Origin of the sequence: Streptomyces sp. WAC05374, from assembly GCF_004353505.1 — a bacterium.
Classification (GTDB): Bacteria; Actinomycetota; Actinomycetes; order Streptomycetales; family Streptomycetaceae; genus Streptomyces.
The window spans coordinates 177,331-192,328 of record NZ_SMNQ01000008.1 but is presented as its reverse complement, the minus strand read 5'-3'; the positions used below and the strand labels follow the sequence as shown (position 1 = coordinate 192,328).

The 14,998-nt window shown below is 72.5% G+C and carries 16 protein-coding genes; 5 read left to right on the top strand and 11 right to left on the bottom strand.

The window, feature by feature from the left end; genetic code table 11:
- Positions 1–180: 180 nt before the first annotated feature.
- The 4 genes from E2B92_RS18005 to E2B92_RS17990 form a co-directional block, all read right to left on the bottom strand.
- The gene (locus E2B92_RS18005; protein ID WP_126883453.1) at positions 181–909 is read right to left on the bottom strand and encodes an ABC transporter ATP-binding protein; all 729 of its coding nucleotides are present in this window, start codon (positions 907–909) and stop codon (positions 181–183) included.
- A 172-nt stretch (positions 910–1,081) separates the two neighbouring features.
- Positions 1,082–1,846 carry a DUF3710 domain-containing protein gene (locus E2B92_RS18000; protein WP_126883454.1) on the bottom strand — a complete coding sequence of 255 codons (765 nt, stop codon included), beginning with the start codon at positions 1,844–1,846 and terminating at the stop codon, positions 1,082–1,084.
- A 1-nt stretch (position 1,847) separates the two neighbouring features.
- Positions 1,848–2,360, bottom strand: coding sequence for a dUTP diphosphatase (gene dut, locus E2B92_RS17995; protein ID WP_126883455.1), 513 nt, complete (start codon positions 2,358–2,360; stop codon positions 1,848–1,850).
- Positions 2,360–2,935 (bottom strand): PaaI family thioesterase, encoded by a 576-nt coding sequence (locus E2B92_RS17990; protein ID WP_126883456.1) that lies wholly within the window; start codon positions 2,933–2,935, stop codon positions 2,360–2,362. Before E2B92_RS17990 ends, dut begins: the two co-directional genes overlap by 1 nt.
- Before the next feature lie 58 nt (positions 2,936–2,993).
- Between E2B92_RS17990 and E2B92_RS17985 the strand changes: the two genes are divergently transcribed.
- Positions 2,994–3,479, top strand: a complete 486-nt coding sequence (locus E2B92_RS17985) for a DUF3093 domain-containing protein (protein ID WP_126883457.1) — start codon at positions 2,994–2,996, stop codon at positions 3,477–3,479.
- A gap of 100 nt (positions 3,480–3,579) precedes the next feature.
- Here the strand turns inward: E2B92_RS17985 and E2B92_RS17980 are convergent, their stop codons facing one another.
- The 4 genes from E2B92_RS17980 to E2B92_RS17965 all read right to left on the bottom strand — a co-directional run bounded on the left by E2B92_RS17980 (position 3,580) and on the right by E2B92_RS17965 (position 7,101).
- Complete coding sequence (locus E2B92_RS17980; RefSeq protein WP_126883458.1) at positions 3,580–4,518, bottom strand: hypothetical protein; 939 nt, start codon at positions 4,516–4,518, stop codon at positions 3,580–3,582.
- A gap of 12 nt (positions 4,519–4,530) precedes the next feature.
- Positions 4,531–4,827, bottom strand: coding sequence for a DUF4193 domain-containing protein (locus E2B92_RS17975; RefSeq protein ID WP_003955561.1), 297 nt, complete (start codon positions 4,825–4,827; stop codon positions 4,531–4,533).
- Between the two features lie 393 nt (positions 4,828–5,220).
- Complete coding sequence (locus E2B92_RS17970) at positions 5,221–6,444, bottom strand: sensor histidine kinase (RefSeq protein WP_126883459.1); 1,224 nt, start codon at positions 6,442–6,444, stop codon at positions 5,221–5,223.
- A gap of 3 nt (positions 6,445–6,447) precedes the next feature.
- Positions 6,448–7,101: a response regulator transcription factor gene (locus tag E2B92_RS17965; protein WP_073755389.1), complete on the bottom strand. Its 654-nt coding sequence runs from the start codon at positions 7,099–7,101 to the stop codon at positions 6,448–6,450.
- Between the two features lie 327 nt (positions 7,102–7,428).
- On the opposite strand from E2B92_RS17965, the gene E2B92_RS33000 reads away from it, so the two are divergent.
- Positions 7,429–7,602, top strand: coding sequence for a hypothetical protein (locus E2B92_RS33000; RefSeq protein ID WP_185923493.1), 174 nt, complete (start codon positions 7,429–7,431; stop codon positions 7,600–7,602).
- Positions 7,603–7,767: 165 nt separating this feature from the next.
- Here the strand turns inward: E2B92_RS33000 and E2B92_RS17960 are convergent, their stop codons facing one another.
- Both E2B92_RS17960 and E2B92_RS17955 read right to left on the bottom strand, forming a co-directional pair.
- Entirely contained in the window at positions 7,768–8,577 is an 810-nt protein-coding gene (locus tag E2B92_RS17960) for an inositol monophosphatase family protein (protein WP_126883460.1), read from the bottom strand.
- A gap of 9 nt (positions 8,578–8,586) precedes the next feature.
- Positions 8,587–9,714 (bottom strand): ferrochelatase, encoded by a 1,128-nt coding sequence (locus E2B92_RS17955; RefSeq protein ID WP_126883466.1) that lies wholly within the window; start codon positions 9,712–9,714, stop codon positions 8,587–8,589.
- Between the two features lie 147 nt (positions 9,715–9,861).
- Here E2B92_RS17955 and E2B92_RS17950 point away from each other — a divergent pair, with 147 nt between their 5' ends.
- Positions 9,862–11,121 carry an MFS transporter gene (locus E2B92_RS17950; RefSeq protein WP_126883461.1) on the top strand — a complete coding sequence of 420 codons (1,260 nt, stop codon included), beginning with the start codon at positions 9,862–9,864 and terminating at the stop codon, positions 11,119–11,121.
- The gene (locus E2B92_RS17945) at positions 11,069–12,400 is read left to right on the top strand and encodes a D-arabinono-1,4-lactone oxidase (protein WP_399430865.1); all 1,332 of its coding nucleotides are present in this window, start codon (positions 11,069–11,071) and stop codon (positions 12,398–12,400) included. Before E2B92_RS17950 ends, E2B92_RS17945 begins: the two co-directional genes overlap by 53 nt.
- 31 nt (positions 12,401–12,431) lie before the next feature.
- Here the strand turns inward: E2B92_RS17945 and E2B92_RS17940 are convergent, their stop codons facing one another.
- On the bottom strand, positions 12,432–13,226 hold the full coding sequence (locus E2B92_RS17940) for a hypothetical protein (protein ID WP_133087600.1): 795 nt from the start codon (positions 13,224–13,226) through the stop codon (positions 12,432–12,434).
- Positions 13,227–13,724: 498 nt separating this feature from the next.
- Here E2B92_RS17940 and sepH point away from each other — a divergent pair, with 498 nt between their 5' ends.
- On the top strand, positions 13,725–14,813 hold the full coding sequence (sepH, locus tag E2B92_RS17935) for a septation protein SepH (protein WP_126889103.1): 1,089 nt from the start codon (positions 13,725–13,727) through the stop codon (positions 14,811–14,813).
- Positions 14,814–14,998 lie beyond the last annotated feature (185 nt).

Genomic DNA, 14,998 nt, shown 5'->3' with positions numbered 1-14,998 from the left:
CTGCCTGTGCGTAGACCATACGGCCAGCGGCACGGGCGAACCGGACGTGGTGGTCGCTTCCCGGGCGTCTTGACGGGATTCTGATACGACCGGTGCGGCGGGTACGGCGGCACCGCCGGCGACACCGGGTGGCCGGCGCACCGGCCGCGGCGCGGGCTCGCGGGGACGGGCGACCGGCGCTCAGTGCTCGGTCAGCTCGCCGTCGCTCAGCTCCAGGACACGGTCCGCGAGCCCGAGGAGCTGGGCGTCGTGGGTGGCCACCAGGGCGGTGACGCCCTCGCTGCGTACGACCGCGCGCAGCAGCTCCATCACCGCGAGGCCGGTGTCGGCGTCGAGCTGGCCGGTCGGCTCGTCGGCTATGAGCAGGGCCGGCCTGTTGGCCAGCGCGCGGGCTATGGCGACGCGCTGCTGCTGGCCGCCGGACAGCTCGCCCGGGCGCTGCGCCGCGTGGTCGGCGAGGCCCACGAGGGCGAGCAGCAGCTCCACGCGCTCGTCCCGCTCGCGCGGCTCGGCCCGGCGGAGCCGTAGCGGTACGCCGACGTTCTCGGCGGCCGTGAGGATCGGGATCAGTCCGAACCCCTGGAAGACGAACCCGATCCGGTCGCGGCGCAGCTCGAGCAGCCCGTCCTCGCCGAGCCCGGCGAGGTCGGTGCCGTCGACGGTGATCCGCCCCTGGTCGGGGGTGTCCAGGCCGCCCACCAGGTTGAGCAGGGTGGTCTTTCCGGAGCCGGAGCGGCCCTTGAGGGCGACGAGCTCGCCGTGCGGTATCTCGAAGGAGACGCCCCGCAGCGCGTGGACGGCGGCGGCGCCCGTCCCGTACGACCGGTGCACGTTCTCCACGCGCACCATGGGCGCCCGGCCCTGGGCGACGGCCGTGGCGGTGCCTTCCCCGCTGTGCTGCTGCGACATGCGTACTCCCCCCGTCACTGTGCGCGTTCAGTATGTGCGGGGCCGGAACAGGGCCGCAACGCCTGTGGACAACCGCAGGTAACCCCACCGACCGCGGAACCGGCGGTGGAAGCACGGCGGGCCGTACCCCGGCGTACGGGATACGGCCCACCTGATAGTCCTGCCGTACGGGTCAGCGGACCTCGGTGATCTCCGGGCCGCGCTGGAGCTGGCCCATGCCGCCGGAGAAGCGCGACGTCTCCTGGTCCTCCTGCTGCACGCCCTCGGGCACCATCTGCGCGTCGTTCGGCAGCTTCAGGACGATCGGGTCGCGCGGCGCCATGGGGCCCTCGCCCCGCACCACGACCGTGTCGCGGAAGATCTGCTCCAGCAGGCCCGCGGCCTCCGGCTGCACCGCGCCCTGCCCGGAGATGACCCCGCGCAGGAACCAGCGGGGGCCGTCCACGCCGACGAAGCGCACCAACTGCACACCGCCGGTCCCGTCCGGGAGCTTGACGGGGACCTGTGCCCGCAGCTCCCAGCCGAGGGGGCCCTCGACCTCGTCGATGACACCGCCCTGCTGGGTGATGCCCGAGGCGATCTCCTCGCGGACCTCGCCCCAGATGCCCTCCTTCTTGGGGGCGGCGAACGCCTGCAACTGGATGGCGCTGTCGCGCAGCACCACCGTCGCCGCGACGATCGCGTCGCCCGCGACCTCCACGCGCAGCTCCATGCCCTCGACTCCGGGCACGAAGATGCCGCCCAGGTCCACGCGGCCCTCTTCCGGCCTGGAGACCTCGGAGACGTCCCAGGGGCCGTCGGGCCGGGGCGCCGGCGGAAGGTTCACCCGGCGCGGCTCGCTGTCCGCCGCGTCGTCGGTGCCGACCTCGTCGACGACCTGCTCGGCCTCGCCCGCTGCGTCCGCAGCGGCACCGCTCTTCTTGCGACGTCCGAACACGTCACTGTCCTTCCCGGTCGGATACGACCGAAGCGTATTGATTCCCACCCGTCCAGCCCTCCGTGGCGGCATGGCCGCCGGTGGACCCGAAGCCCCCCTCGGCCCGCGCCGAGCCGGGAAGCTCCGCCACCTCGTGGAAACGGACCTTCTCGACTTGCTGAACGACCAGTTGGGCGATCCGGTCGAACCGTTCGAACCGCACGCTCTCGCGCGGGTCGAGGTTGACCACGATCACCTTGATCTCCCCACGGTACCCGGCATCCACCGTCCCTGGGGCATTCACGAGGGCCACTCCGCACCGGGCCGCCAGCCCGGAGCGGGGGTGCACGAAGGCCGCGTACCCGTCGGGCAGCGCGATGGACACCCCGGTGGGCAGGATCGCGCGCTCGCCGGGGGCCAGTTCGGCGGCCTCGGTGGTGACGAGATCGGCGCCCGCGTCGCCCGGGTGCCCGTACGACGGGATGGGCACCTCCGGGTCCACGCGGCGGATCAGGACGTCGACAGGGTTACGCATCAGGGGTTCACCTCGAAGGCGCGGGCGCGCCGGACCTGGTCGGGGTCGGCCATCGCCGCCTGGATCTCCTCCGGGCGACCGTTGTCGATGAAGTGATCGACCTTGACCTCGATGAAGAGGGCGTCGGCGCGGACGGCCACGGGCCCCTCGGGCCCGCCGGTCCTGCCGGTCGCCGTGCAGTAGATCTTCCGGCCGTGTACGGCGGTGACCTCGGCCTCCAGGTGCAGCACCGTGCCGACCGGCACCGGGCGCACGAAGTCGGTCTCCAGCCGGCCGGTCACCGCGATGACCCGCAGCAGCCAGTTGAGCGAGCCGAGCGTCTCGTCCAGCGCGGTGGCGAGGATGCCGCCGTGCGCGAGGCCCGGAGCGCCCTGGTGGTCGGTCGTGACCGTGAACTCGGCCGTGACGCTCACGCCTTCGCCGGCCCTGGCCTCCAGGTGCAGCCCGTGGGGCTGGCCGCCGCCGCACCCGAAGCAGTGCTCGTAGTGGGCTCCCAGGACCTCGCCGGGCGCGGGCGCGTCGGGGTGCCGTACCGGCGGTATGGCATCGGCGGGGGGCGTCAGTGCAGTGCTCACAGCGGGAGACCTTACCCGCGCGGCGGACCACCGGTCGCGCCGTGCCAAGCTTGGGTGTATGCAGCCTTCCGCATCGGCTCCCGTCCCGGTCTCCGCCCCGCAGTACGACGAGCGTCTCACCGCCCCCCGCTCCTGGTGGCTGCTGGCCGCCCTGGTGGCCGTCTCGGGCGCGCTGATCATGCTGCCGCTCGGCACGCTGCCCATGCTCGGCGGACTGATCCTCGCGGGCGCGCTCGCGGCGATGGCGGTCAGTTCGTACGGCTCCGCCCGCGTCCGGGTGGTGGCGGGCTCGCTGGTCGCCGGGGACGCCCGCATTCCGGTGTCGGCGCTGGGCGAGCCGGAGGTGCTGGACGCCGAGGAGGCGCGCGCCTGGCGCACGTACAAGGCGGACCCGCGCGCGTTCATGCTGATGCGGGGCTACATCCCGGCGGCGGTGCGGATCGAGGTCACGGACCCGGCTGATCCGACTCCGTACGTGTACCTCTCCAGCCGTGACCCGCAGGCGCTGGCGGCGGCGCTGAACGGCGTACGGGCGCAGGCGTAGCCCGGCTCCTCACGGGGCGCCGTAAGGGGTGCCCGGCGGCCGGGAGGGCGGCCCGCGGGGGCCACCGGCGGGGGTCTCGCCCACGAGGGGTCCGCGGGGCCTAGAAGCCGATCTCCTTGGGGTTCTGCGGCTGCTCCAGCGGCGGCAGTGGGGGAAGGGCGTCCCAGGGCACCTGACGGGTGCGGAGATCCGCGCGGATGCGCTCGGCGAGCTTCTTGGTGTCGCGCCGGTTCATCACGGCACCGACGGCCGCTCCGACCATGAAGGGCATCAGGTTCGGCAGGTTGCGCACCATGCGTTTCATGATCTGCTGGCGCAGTTCGCGCTTCATCCGGCCGCCGAGGGCGGCGTTGATGGTGGCGGGCTTGGTGACGTCGATGCCGCGCTCCTCCGTCCAGGAGGTCAGGTACGCCATCGCGCGCTCCTTGAGGTTGCCCGGGGGCCGCTGGCCGTAGACCTCGTGGAGCTCGGCGATGAGCTTGAGCTCGATCGCCGCGACGCCCGTGATCTCGGCGGCCATCTCGGCCGGCATCGCGGGCGGTACGGGGAGCATGGCGGCCGCGCCGACGCCGGCGCCCACGGTGGAGGTGGCATTGGCCGCGCCCGCGATCAGTCTGTCCGCGAGCTGCTCGGGGGTGAGACCCGGGAACTGTCCGCGCAGGGTGGCCAGGTCCCGGACGGGAACGCGCGGGGCGTTCTCGATGAGCCGGTCGGCGAGGTGGGCGAGGCCCGCCCTGGCGCCTTCGCGGCCCTTGCGTACGCCACGCCGGACGGCGTCCAGGCGCCCCGCCCGGTCGGGTGTGCCGGCGGGTGCGCCGGGCGTCCCGGCCTGCTCGGCCGGTGCCTGGGCCCCTCCGGCTGCCGCGAGCGAGGCCGAGGGGCCCCGCTCGTCGTCACGCGTGCCGGGGGAGGGCAGGAGGGCGGAGTGCTCGGCCGGCGCGTCGTGGGCGCCTGGTGCCGGGCCTGTGCCGCCCTGGTACGCCTCCGGCTTCCTGGGGAGCCGGAAGCGTCGCTTCCGAGACGGGGTGTCGCCTGCCACGGCCGACGGACCTCAGTCGCAGTCTCGGCAGATCGGCTGACCGTTCTTCTCGCGGGCGAGCTGGCTGCGGTGGTGGACCAGGAAGCAGCTCATGCAGGTGAACTCGTCCGCCTGCTTGGGCAGCACCCGGACGGCCAGCTCCTCGTTCGAGAGGTCCGCGCCGGGCAGTTCCAGGCCCTCGGCCGCCTCGAACTCGTCGACGTCGACGGTGGAGGTCGACTTGTCGTTGCGCCGGGCCTTCAGCTCTTCAAGGCTGTCCGAGTCGACGTCGTCGTCGGTCTTGCGTGGGGTGTCGTAATCCGTTGCCATGTCGCTCTCCCCCTCTGGGTGGTTGCGGTGTCTCCAGCGCACGTAACGCGTGAGAGGCCGGACTTGTGCCCGACCTGAGGCGGAGATTTTGCCTCACATCAAGGTCTGTTACTCAATCGACACCCAACCGGACCCCTCGAGAGTGATCGGGTTTGGATGGCGAACGGGACCGTACACGGTCCGGAAGCCGCGCCCAGAGGGCGCCACCCCGTGTACTTCCCGTGATCCGACCCCCTGGAAACCCGGACTTTTCCTGGTTTTCCGGGGGAATTCTTGATCACGGAGAGTAGATGGCCGGAAAAGGTCCCTTGTGATCGATCACACACGGAGCTCCCGTGAACAGGTCACGAAAATTCCGCGTAAAGCGAACACCAAGACGGCTCGACCGGCGTGTCACAGCGGAAGTGTGACGCGCATGACGAGGCCGCCGCCCTCGCGGGGCTCCGCGATGATACGTCCCCCGTGAGCCCGCGCGACGGACCGGGCGATCGACAGACCGAGCCCGACGCCCTTGTCGCTGCCGGTCCGCTCCTGCCGCAGCCGCCGGAACGGCTCGAAGAGGTTGTCGATCTCATACGCGGGAACCACCGGTCCGGTGTTCGACACCACCAGCACCGCCTGCCCGGCCTGGGTCTCGGTGGTGACCTCCACCCAGCCCTCGTCGACGTTGTAGCGGACGGCGTTCTGCACCAGGTTCAGGGCGATCCGCTCCAGCAGGACGCCATTGCCCTGGACGACGGCCGGGGCCCGCTCGCCGCGGACCTCCACGCCCTTCGCGTCGGCCTCGGCCCGGGTCTGGTCGATGGCGCGCGAGGCGACCTCCGCCAGGTCCACGGGCTTGCGCTCCACGATCTCGTTGTCGCTGCGGGCCAGCAGGAGCAGGCCCTCCACGAGCTGCTCGCTGCGCTCGTTGGTGGCCAGCAGCGTCTTGCCCAGTTGCTGGAGCTCGACCGGCGCCCCGGGGTCCGAGAGGTGGACCTCCAGCAGGGTGCGGTTGATCGCCAGCGGCGTGCGCAGCTCGTGCGAGGCGTTGGCGACGAACCGCTGCTGCGCGGTGAACGCCCGCTCCAGCCGGTCCAGCATGTCGTCGAAGGTGTCCGCCAGCTCCTTGAGCTCGTCGTCCGGGCCGTCCAGCTCGATCCGGCGGGACAGGTCCGTACCGGCCACGTTGCGGGCCGTGCGCGTGATGCGGCCCAGCGGCGACAGGACGCGGCCCGCCATCGCGTACCCGAAGGCGAAGGCGATGACGCTCAGGCCCAGGAGGGCGAAGAGCGAGCGGCGCAGCAGGTCGTCCAGCGCGTGCTGGCGCTGCTGGTTGACGCAGGCGTTCATCGCACGGTTGAACTCGTCCGGTTCGGCGCGCACGGGGAAGTTGCAGACGTTGCTGGTGACCTGGCCGTTGACGATCTTGAACGGCAGCTCGCTGCCGATGTGCAGGGCCTGCGCGGCCAGCAGGTAGATGATCGACAGCAGCAGGATGCCGGCGATCAGGAACATCCCGCCGTACAGCAGCGTGAGCCGTATGCGGATCGTCGGGCGCAGCCAGGGGCGGACGGGCTCCCTGGGGTCCCAGGTGGGCTTCGGAGGCGCCTGTGGGGGGGCGGGGGTGGCTGCCACGGATCAGATCCGGTAGCCGGAACCGGGCACGGTGACGATCACCGGCGGCTCGCCGAGCTTGCGACGGAGAGTCATCACGGTGACGCGGACGACGTTGGTGAACGGGTCGGTGTTCTCGTCCCAGGCCTTCTCCAGGAGCTGCTCCGCCGAGACGACCGCGCCCTCGCTGCGCATCAGGACCTCCAGGACCGCGAACTCCTTGGGCGCGAGCTGGATCTCCTTGCCGTCCCGGAACACTTCGCGACGGTTCGGGTCGAGCTTGATCCCGGCGCGCTCGAGGACGGGCGGCAGCGGGACCGTCGTCCGCCGGCCCAGCGCCCGCACCCGGGCGGTCAGCTCGCTGAACGCGAAAGGCTTGGGGAGGTAGTCGTCGGCGCCGATCTCCAGGCCCTCCACACGGTCGCTGACGTCGCCGGACGCGGTGAGCATCAGTACGCGGGTGGGCATGCCCAGGTCGACGATCTTGCGGCAGACGTCGTCCCCGTGGACCAGCGGCAGGTCGCGGTCGAGCACGACCACGTCGTAGTCGTTGACCCCGATGCGCTCCAGGGCGGCCGCCCCGTCGTACACGACGTCGACGGCCATGGCCTCCCGGCGGAGGCCGGTGGCCACGGCATCGGCGAGCAGTTGCTCGTCCTCGACGACGAGTACGCGCACGGCGTTGTTCCTTCCTACGAGCCCGGTTCCGGGCGGGTCTGTCGCACTGACTGTGCGTATCCATCCTGCCCCCAACGCGCGTAAACCGGCTGTAAGGCGGCCTGCGGGCGCCCGGGACCCGGGGAAGCGCTTCGGGAATCAAGCGAATTCACGGATGAGTTGAGGTTTCCGTGAGGAAGCCCCTGGGGAGGACGACTGCACACCCGAGATCACGCCCCGTATGTGGCGCGCCACAAACCGCTCTGTTCCCCCAGAGGTGCAGTGCGTGATCACCCGACAACCCTCGGCACACCCCCGTGCCACCGACCCATGACGAGGGGGCGCACGATGGACGCTTTCACCGCAGGACTGCTGCAGCGCATAAGGGCCACGGAAACCGACCTCACACGGGCTCGCGAGACGGGAGACGACTTCCTGGCCGACGTCGAGCAGGCTGAGCTCGACGACCTGCACCGCCTTGCGGCGGAACACGGCGTGGAGGTCACCACCGCGAGCGCCTGAGCTGAACGGGGCACGGCCCCGGTGTCCCGCGGAGCGTCCGCGGGACACCGGGGCTCTTCGTTTGCACGGGGGTCCGGCGCCGGCCCGCCCTGGGGCTTCCGGTCGCCCCCGGAAGCGCCCCACGGGCCGGGCCCGGGGACGCGGGGGCGCGGCCCCGTACGGCGGCTAGTCGTGCCAGGCGCCGAAGTCCTCCAGAAGGGCCTGGAGCGGCGCGAAGACGCCCGGGGAGGCCGCCACTGTCAGGTCGCCCGACGGTGGGGTGCCCGGGCGGCCACCGGTCAGGGCGCCGGCCTCGCGGGCGATCAGGTCCCCGGCCGCCATGTCCCAGGGGCTGAGGCCACGCTCGTAGTACCCGTCAAGGCGGCCCGCGGCGACGTCGCAGAGGTCGATCGCGGCGGAACCGCTGCGGCGGATGTCCCGCAGCCGGGGGATCAGGCGCTGGGCCACGTCGGCCTGGTGGGCGCGGACCCGGGTCACGTAGTTGAAACCCGTCGAGACCAGGGCCTGGTCCAGCGGCGGCGAGGGCCGGCAATGGACGGGCCGGTCGTTCAGGAACGCGCCGCCGCCCAGCACCGCGCGGAACGTCTCACCGCGCATCGGGGCCTCGACGACCCCGACCAGGGTCCGGCCGTCCCGCTCGGCGGCGATGGACACCGCCCAGGTCGGCAGGCCGTAGAGGTAGTTCACCGTGCCGTCCAGCGGGTCGACGACCCAGCGGACACCGCTGGTGCCCTGGGTGGCGGCGCCCTCCTCGCCCAGCAGCCCGTCGTCGGGGCGGTGCTCGGCGAGGAAGGCGGTGATCAGCTTCTCGGCGGCGATGTCCATCTCGGTGACGACGTCGATGGGGCTCGACTTGGTCGCCGCGACGCCGAGGTCGGCCGGGCGGCCGTCGCGCAGCAGCGCACCGGCCCGGCGCCCTGCCTCCAGGGCCAGGTCCAGCAGCTCGGTCAGGAGCGGGTCACGCGGGTCGGTCACGGCGTCTCCTCACGCGTAAGGGCTGTCGGCGCCGGCCGCCGCGGGCCGCTCGGCGCGGGCGGGGCAGCAGCCGATCGGGCACAGGTCGTGCGACGCGCCCAGGGCGCCCAGCGCGCACCGCTCCACCACTGTGCCGCGCTCGGCCGCCGCGCGCTCCAGGACCAGCTCGCGGACGGCGGCCGCGAAGCGCGGGTCGTCGCCCACGGTCGCCGAGCGGCGCACCGGGAGGCCCAGCTCGGCGGCCTTGGCGGTGGCCTCGGTGTCCAGGTCGTACAGGACCTCCATGTGGTCGGAGACGAAGCCGATGGGGACCATGACGGCCGCCGGGGCCCCGGCGCCGTGCAGGGCCTCCAGGTGGTCGCAGATGTCGGGCTCCAGCCACGGGATGTGCGGGGCGCCGCTGCGCGACTGGTAGACCAGCTCCCAGGGGTGCTCGACGCCCGTCTCGTCCCGTACGGCCTCCGCGATGAGCCGGGCGACGTCCAGGTGCTGCCGGACGTACGCGCCGCCCTCGCCGTGCTCCTCGACCGGGCCGGAGGTGTCGGCGGCGGAGGTCGGGATCGAATGCGTGGTGAAGGCGAGGTGGGCGCCGTCGCGGACGGACTCGTCGAGCTCGGCCAGCGACTTGAGGACCCCTTCGACCATGGGCCGGACGAAGCCGGGGTGGTTGAAGTAGTGCCGGAGCTTGTCCACCCGGGGCAGCGGCAGCCCTTCCGCCTCGAGCGTGGCCAGGGCGTCCGCCAGGTTCTCGCGGTACTGGCGGCAGCCGGAGTACGAGGCGTACGCGCTGGTGGCGAGGACGGCGATGCGGCGGTGGCCGGCGGTGACCATCTCGCGCAGGGTGTCGGTGAGGTACGGCGCCCAGTTCCGGTTCCCCCAGTGCACGGGCAGGTCGAGGCCCGCGTCCGCGAAGTCCTTGCGCAGGGCGGCGAGCAGTGCGCGGTTCTGGTCGTTGATCGGGCTGACGCCGCCGAAGAGGAAGTAGTGCTGCCCCACTTCCTTGAGGCGTTCCTTGGGGATGCCCCGCCCCCGGGTCACGTTCTCCAGGAACGGGACCACGTCGTCGGGCCCCTCCGGCCCTCCGAAGGAGAGCAGCAGCAGGGCGTCGTACGGGGCGGGATCGCGCTGATCGGCCATGGCATCGGACATGGGATCGATCCTGCCACCAGGGTCTGACAGCCGGAAAACCGCCGTGCGCTGTCACCCGATCGGACGTAACCTGTGAAGGCTGCCCATACGCCTTACGCCCCGCGCGCCCTATGCCTCACCGGCCGGAGTATCCCCTTGCCCAGTCCCTACCGCGCGATCTTCTCCGCCCCCGGCACGGTGGCCTTCTCCGCCGCGGGCTTCCTCGGCCGGATGCCACTGGCCATGATGGGCATCGGCATCGTCACGATGATCTCCCAGCTCACCGGCCGCTACGGGCTGGCGGGCGCGCTGTCCGCGACGCTCGCGGTCTCCGCCGCCGTGCTGGGCCCGCAGGTCTCCCGCCTGGTCGACCGGTACGGCCAGCGCCGGGTGCTGCGCCCGGCCACCCTGATCACGGTCGTGGCGGTGGCGGGGCTGCTGGTCTGCGCGCAGCAGGGGCTGCCGGAGTGGACGCTGTTCGTCTTCTCGGCGGCGGCGGGCTGCGTCCCGAGCATCGGGGCGATGACCCGGGCGCGCTGGGCGACGATCTACCAGGGGTCGGCGCGCGAGCTGCACACCGCGTACTCCTTCGAGTCGATCATCGACGAGGTGTGCTTCATCTTCGGCCCGATCGTCTCGATCGGACTGTCGACCGTCTGGTTCCCGGAGGCGGGCCCGCTGCTGGCGGCCGTCTTCCTGGCGGTGGGTGTGTGGTGGCTGACCGCCCAGCGCGGCACCGAGCCGAAGCCCCATCCGATCGAGCAGCACACCGGCGGCTCGGCCCTGCGCTCCCCCGGGCTGCAGGTGCTGGTGGCCGCGTTCGTCGCCACCGGCACGATCTTCGGCGCGGTGGACGTGGTGACGGTGGCGTTCGCCGAGGAGGAGGGCCACAAGGCCGCGGCCAGCCTGGTGCTGGCGGTGTACGCGCTCGGGTCGTGCGTGGCGGGCGCCGTCTTCGGGCTGCTGCACCTCAAGGGCGAGCCGTCCCGCAGGTGGGTTGTGGGTGTCTGTGCGATGGCCGTGAGTATGATCCCCCTCCAACTGGCCGGGAGCCTGCCGTTCCTGGCCGTGGCGCTCTTTGTCGCGGGCCTTGCCATCGCGCCGACGATGGTGACGACCATGGCCCTCGTCGAGGCCCACGTACCGCGCACCAAACTGACCGAGGGCATGTCCTGGACGGGTACCGGGCTCGCGGTCGGCGTGGCGCTCGGCTCCTCGGCCGCCGGCTGGGTGGTCGACGCGCACGGGGCGGCCGCGGGGTACGCGGTGCCCGGCATCGCGGGAGTGCTCGCGGCCGTGGTGGCGTTCCTGGGGTACCGCCGGCTGCGCAGGCCGGTGCCGACGCGGGAGGGGCAGGGGCAGCGTGAGCAGCGTGAGCAGGACCCGGAACAGCCGGAGCAGCAGCACGTGGCGTAACTGGGCGGGGAACGTGGCCGCCCGGCCCGTGCGGGAGGCCCGTCCCGCTTCCGTTCAGGAGCTGGCGGACACGGTGCGGACCGCGACGGAGGAGGGCCTGCGGGTCAAGACGGTCGGTACGGGGCACTCGTTCACCTCCATCGCCGCCACCGACGGTGTGCTGATCCGGCCGGACCTGCTGACCGGTATCCGCCGGATCGACCGGCGGGAGCTGACCGTGACGGTGGAGTCCGGCACCCCACTGAAGCGGTTGAACGCGGCTCTCGCGCGGGAGGGCCTGTCGCTCACCAACATGGGCGACATCATGGAGCAGACGGTGGCCGGGGCCACCAGCACGGGGACGCACGGCACGGGGCGCGACTCGGCGTCGATCGCCGCGCAGATCCGGGAGCTGGAGCTGGTCACGGCGGACGGGCGGGTGCTGACCTGCTCGGAGAAGGAGAACCCGGAGATCTTCGCGGCGGCCCGGATCGGGCTCGGCGCGCTGGGGGTCGTCTCCGCGATCACCTTCGCCGTGGAGCCGATCTTCCTGCTCACGGCGCGCGAGGAGCCGATGTCCTTCGACCGCGTCACCGCGGAGTTCGAGGCGCTGCACGCGGAGAACGAGCACTTCGAGTTCTACTGGTACCCCCACACGGGCAATTGCAGCACCAAGCGCAACAACCGCAGCGCCGGCCCCGCCGCCCCTCCGGGGCGGATCAGCGGCTGGATCGAGGACGAGCTCCTCTCCAACGGCCTGTTCCAGGTGGTCAACTCGATCGGCCGGGCGGTTCCCCCGGTCGTCCCCGCGATCGCCAAGGTCTCCAGCCGTGCGCTCTCGGCGCGTACGTACACGGACATTCCGTACAAGGTCTTCACAAGTCCGCGCAGGGTGCGGTTCCTTGAAATGGAGTACGCGCTTCCGAGGGAGGCGGCGGTCGGCGCGCTGCGTGAGCTGAGGGCGATGGTCGACCGCTCGCCGTTGCGCGTCAGCTTCCCCGTGGAGGTCCGCACGGCGCCCGCCGACGACATCGCCCTCTCGACCGCGTCGGGCCGGGACACCGCGTACATCGCGGTGCACATGTACAAGGGCACGCCGTACCGGTCGTACTTCACGGCGGCGGAACGCATCATGACCGCGCACGGCGGGCGGCCGCACTGGGGCAAGCTCCACACGCGGGACGCCGCGTACTTCGCGGACGTGTACCCGCGGTTCGGTGAGTTCACCGCGCTGCGTGACCGCCTGGACCCGGACCGGGTGTTCGGCAACGACTACCTGCGGCGGGTCCTGGGCGCCTGAACCGCCGCCTCCCGCCCGCCGTCCGCCCGGCTCACTCGGCCGAACCGTCCGGCGACGGTGCCGGGGTGGCCGGCGGGGTCGGGGTGGGAGTCGGGGGCGGGGTGGGAGTCGGGGGCGGTGTGGGGGTCGGTGTGGGCGGCGGCGTCGGGTCCGGGGTGGGCACGGGGGCCGGGGTGCCGGTGCCGTCCCGCCCTCGGTCCGGCTCGGCCGACCGCTCGCCGTGGGGCCGGCCCTCCCGGTGCGGCTCGGAGGTGGTCGGCTGGTCGGTGGAGGGCATCGACGGCCGGTTGGGCGCGGAGTCGTTTCCCCCGCGGACGACGGTGCTGATGGTGGTTCCCCTGCCTCCGCTCAAGTCCTCGCCGGATACCAGCTCGTAGGCGGTGATGCCCGCCATGGCCACGCCGAAGACCAGCGCCGCGGCGACGGCCGAGCGCCTCCAGCCCCGCACGCGCGTGCCGTACGTGGTGGCCTCACCGAACCCGTCGCCGCTTACGGAACCGGGGCCGGGCGCAAGGCCGGTCGCGGGGTCGGCCGGCGGGCGCGTTCGGGGGTCGCCGGCTACGGACGGGACCCGCGGGCGGCCGGGGCGCCTGGCTCGGGGGCGGACCGACTGGGCCGTGACCCCGCGTACCCGCTCCCCGGTGCTTCTGAACAGGTGCTGGAACACCGAACCGCCGCAGGTGGCGATGACGCTGATCACACCCGCGCCCAGCACCGTGCCGTACACGCCCATTTTCGAGGCCAGTTTGGCCGCCACGACGGCCGCGACCGCGCTGCCCGCCACCTGGGCGGTGTTCAGGTCGAGCCGCTTCCTCTTCCCCTTCATCCCTTCTGTCCCGGTATTCCGCGTGTACACCTTCTCGTCCATCCATGACCTTCGTTCACCCATCTGTCCCAGCATGCAGGGAGAAGAGACCTTTGGGCGAAGCGAAAAGTTCCATTTCTGGGGATTCTGTGAAGGACACCACGTGTGATGCATGGTCATGAGTGCCCAACTGCCGTACCGGGGGAGAACTTCGGCGGCGCGCCGGTCCACCCAGGTGGCCCGAATGGAGTACTGTGGCGAGCCCTGGGCCCCGATCCCTTTCGGGTGTCCCGGGACCAACGGGAGGGGGCCGACAGCGGCACTCGTTCCGGCGGCGCCGCAGCACCGCACGGCCGCCTGCTGCACGGAGTGACCACGCCGGTCACCCTGAGTGGCGAACAGGTAACCGTGCCATAACGGCGTTCCAGGGCCCATGCCCGACACGCCGGGCAACTCGGCAAGGTTGTGGCAGGCTGCACCCGGGCAGGCCACACTCGACTAGCGGAAGCAGCGACGCAGGTGACGTCGGCAGGCACCACCCGGGAGGTCCCCATGCCCGAACTGCGTGTCGTGGCCGTCTCCAACGACGGCACACGACTGGTGCTGAAGGCTGCCGACAACACGGAGTACACGCTTCCGATCGACGAACGTTTGCGCGCCGCCGTGCGCAACGACCGTGCCCGCCTCGGCCAGATCGAGATCGAGGTCGAGAGCCACCTCCGCCCCCGCGACATCCAGGCGCGTATACGCGCCGGTGCCTCCGCCGAGGAGGTCGCCCAGCTCGCCGGCATCCCCGTCGAGCGCGTACGCCGCTTCGAGGGCCCCGTCCTCGCCGAACGGGCCTTCATGGCCGAGCGGGCGCGCAAGACCCCTGTGCGCCGGCCGGGCGAGAACACCGGCCCCCAGCTCGGCGAGGCGGTGCAGGAGCGGCTGCTGCTGCGCGGCGCCGACAAGGACACCGTGGTGTGGGACTCCTGGCGCCGCGACGACGGCACCTGGGAAGTCCTGCTGGTCTACCGCGTCGCGGGCGAGGTCCACTCGGCGAGCTGGACCTACGACCCGCCCCGCCGGCTGGTCCAGGCCGTGGACGACGAAGCACGCGCGCTGATCGGCGAGACCGACGACTCGGTGGCCGTCCAGGAGCCGAGCTTCCCGTTCGTACCGCGTATCGCACGCCTCCCCCGCGACCGGCCGCTGGACCGGGCCCTGGACCGCCAGATCGAGCGCCCCGCCGCACCGGCTCCCGCGCCCGAGCCGGAGGAGGAGTCCGAGCGCGACTCGCTGACCAGCCTGCTGGAGGCGGTGCCGAGCTTCCGGGGCGACCTGGTCGTCCCCGAGCGCCCGGCGGCCGAGGCCACGGCGGCCGAGCCCGTCCAGGAAGCGGAGGCGGAGGAGCCCCCGGCTGCTGCCGCCCCCGCCGCGTCGGCGGGCGCCGGCTCGGCGTACGCGGACGTACTGATGCCGCGCGCCGTGAGCGGTCACCGCGACCGTCTGACGGGCACCACCGACCGCCAGGCCGAAGCGGACGGCGTCCGTCCCGGCCGCCGGGCGGCGGTACCGAGCTGGGACGAGATCGTCTTCGGCACGCGCCGCAAGAAGCAGGAGTAACTGCCGGTCCGGCCGGGTGCCCTCGCGCCCGGCCGGGTGCCTTGCCGGGCGGGCCGGCGCCTTGCCGGGCGGGCGGGTGCCTTGCCGGGCGGGCGGTGGCTCCTTGTGTGCGGGCGGTGGCTCCTTGTGTGCGGGCGGTCGGTTGGCCGACGGACGCCTCGCGGATGGGTGAATTCCGTCCGCCC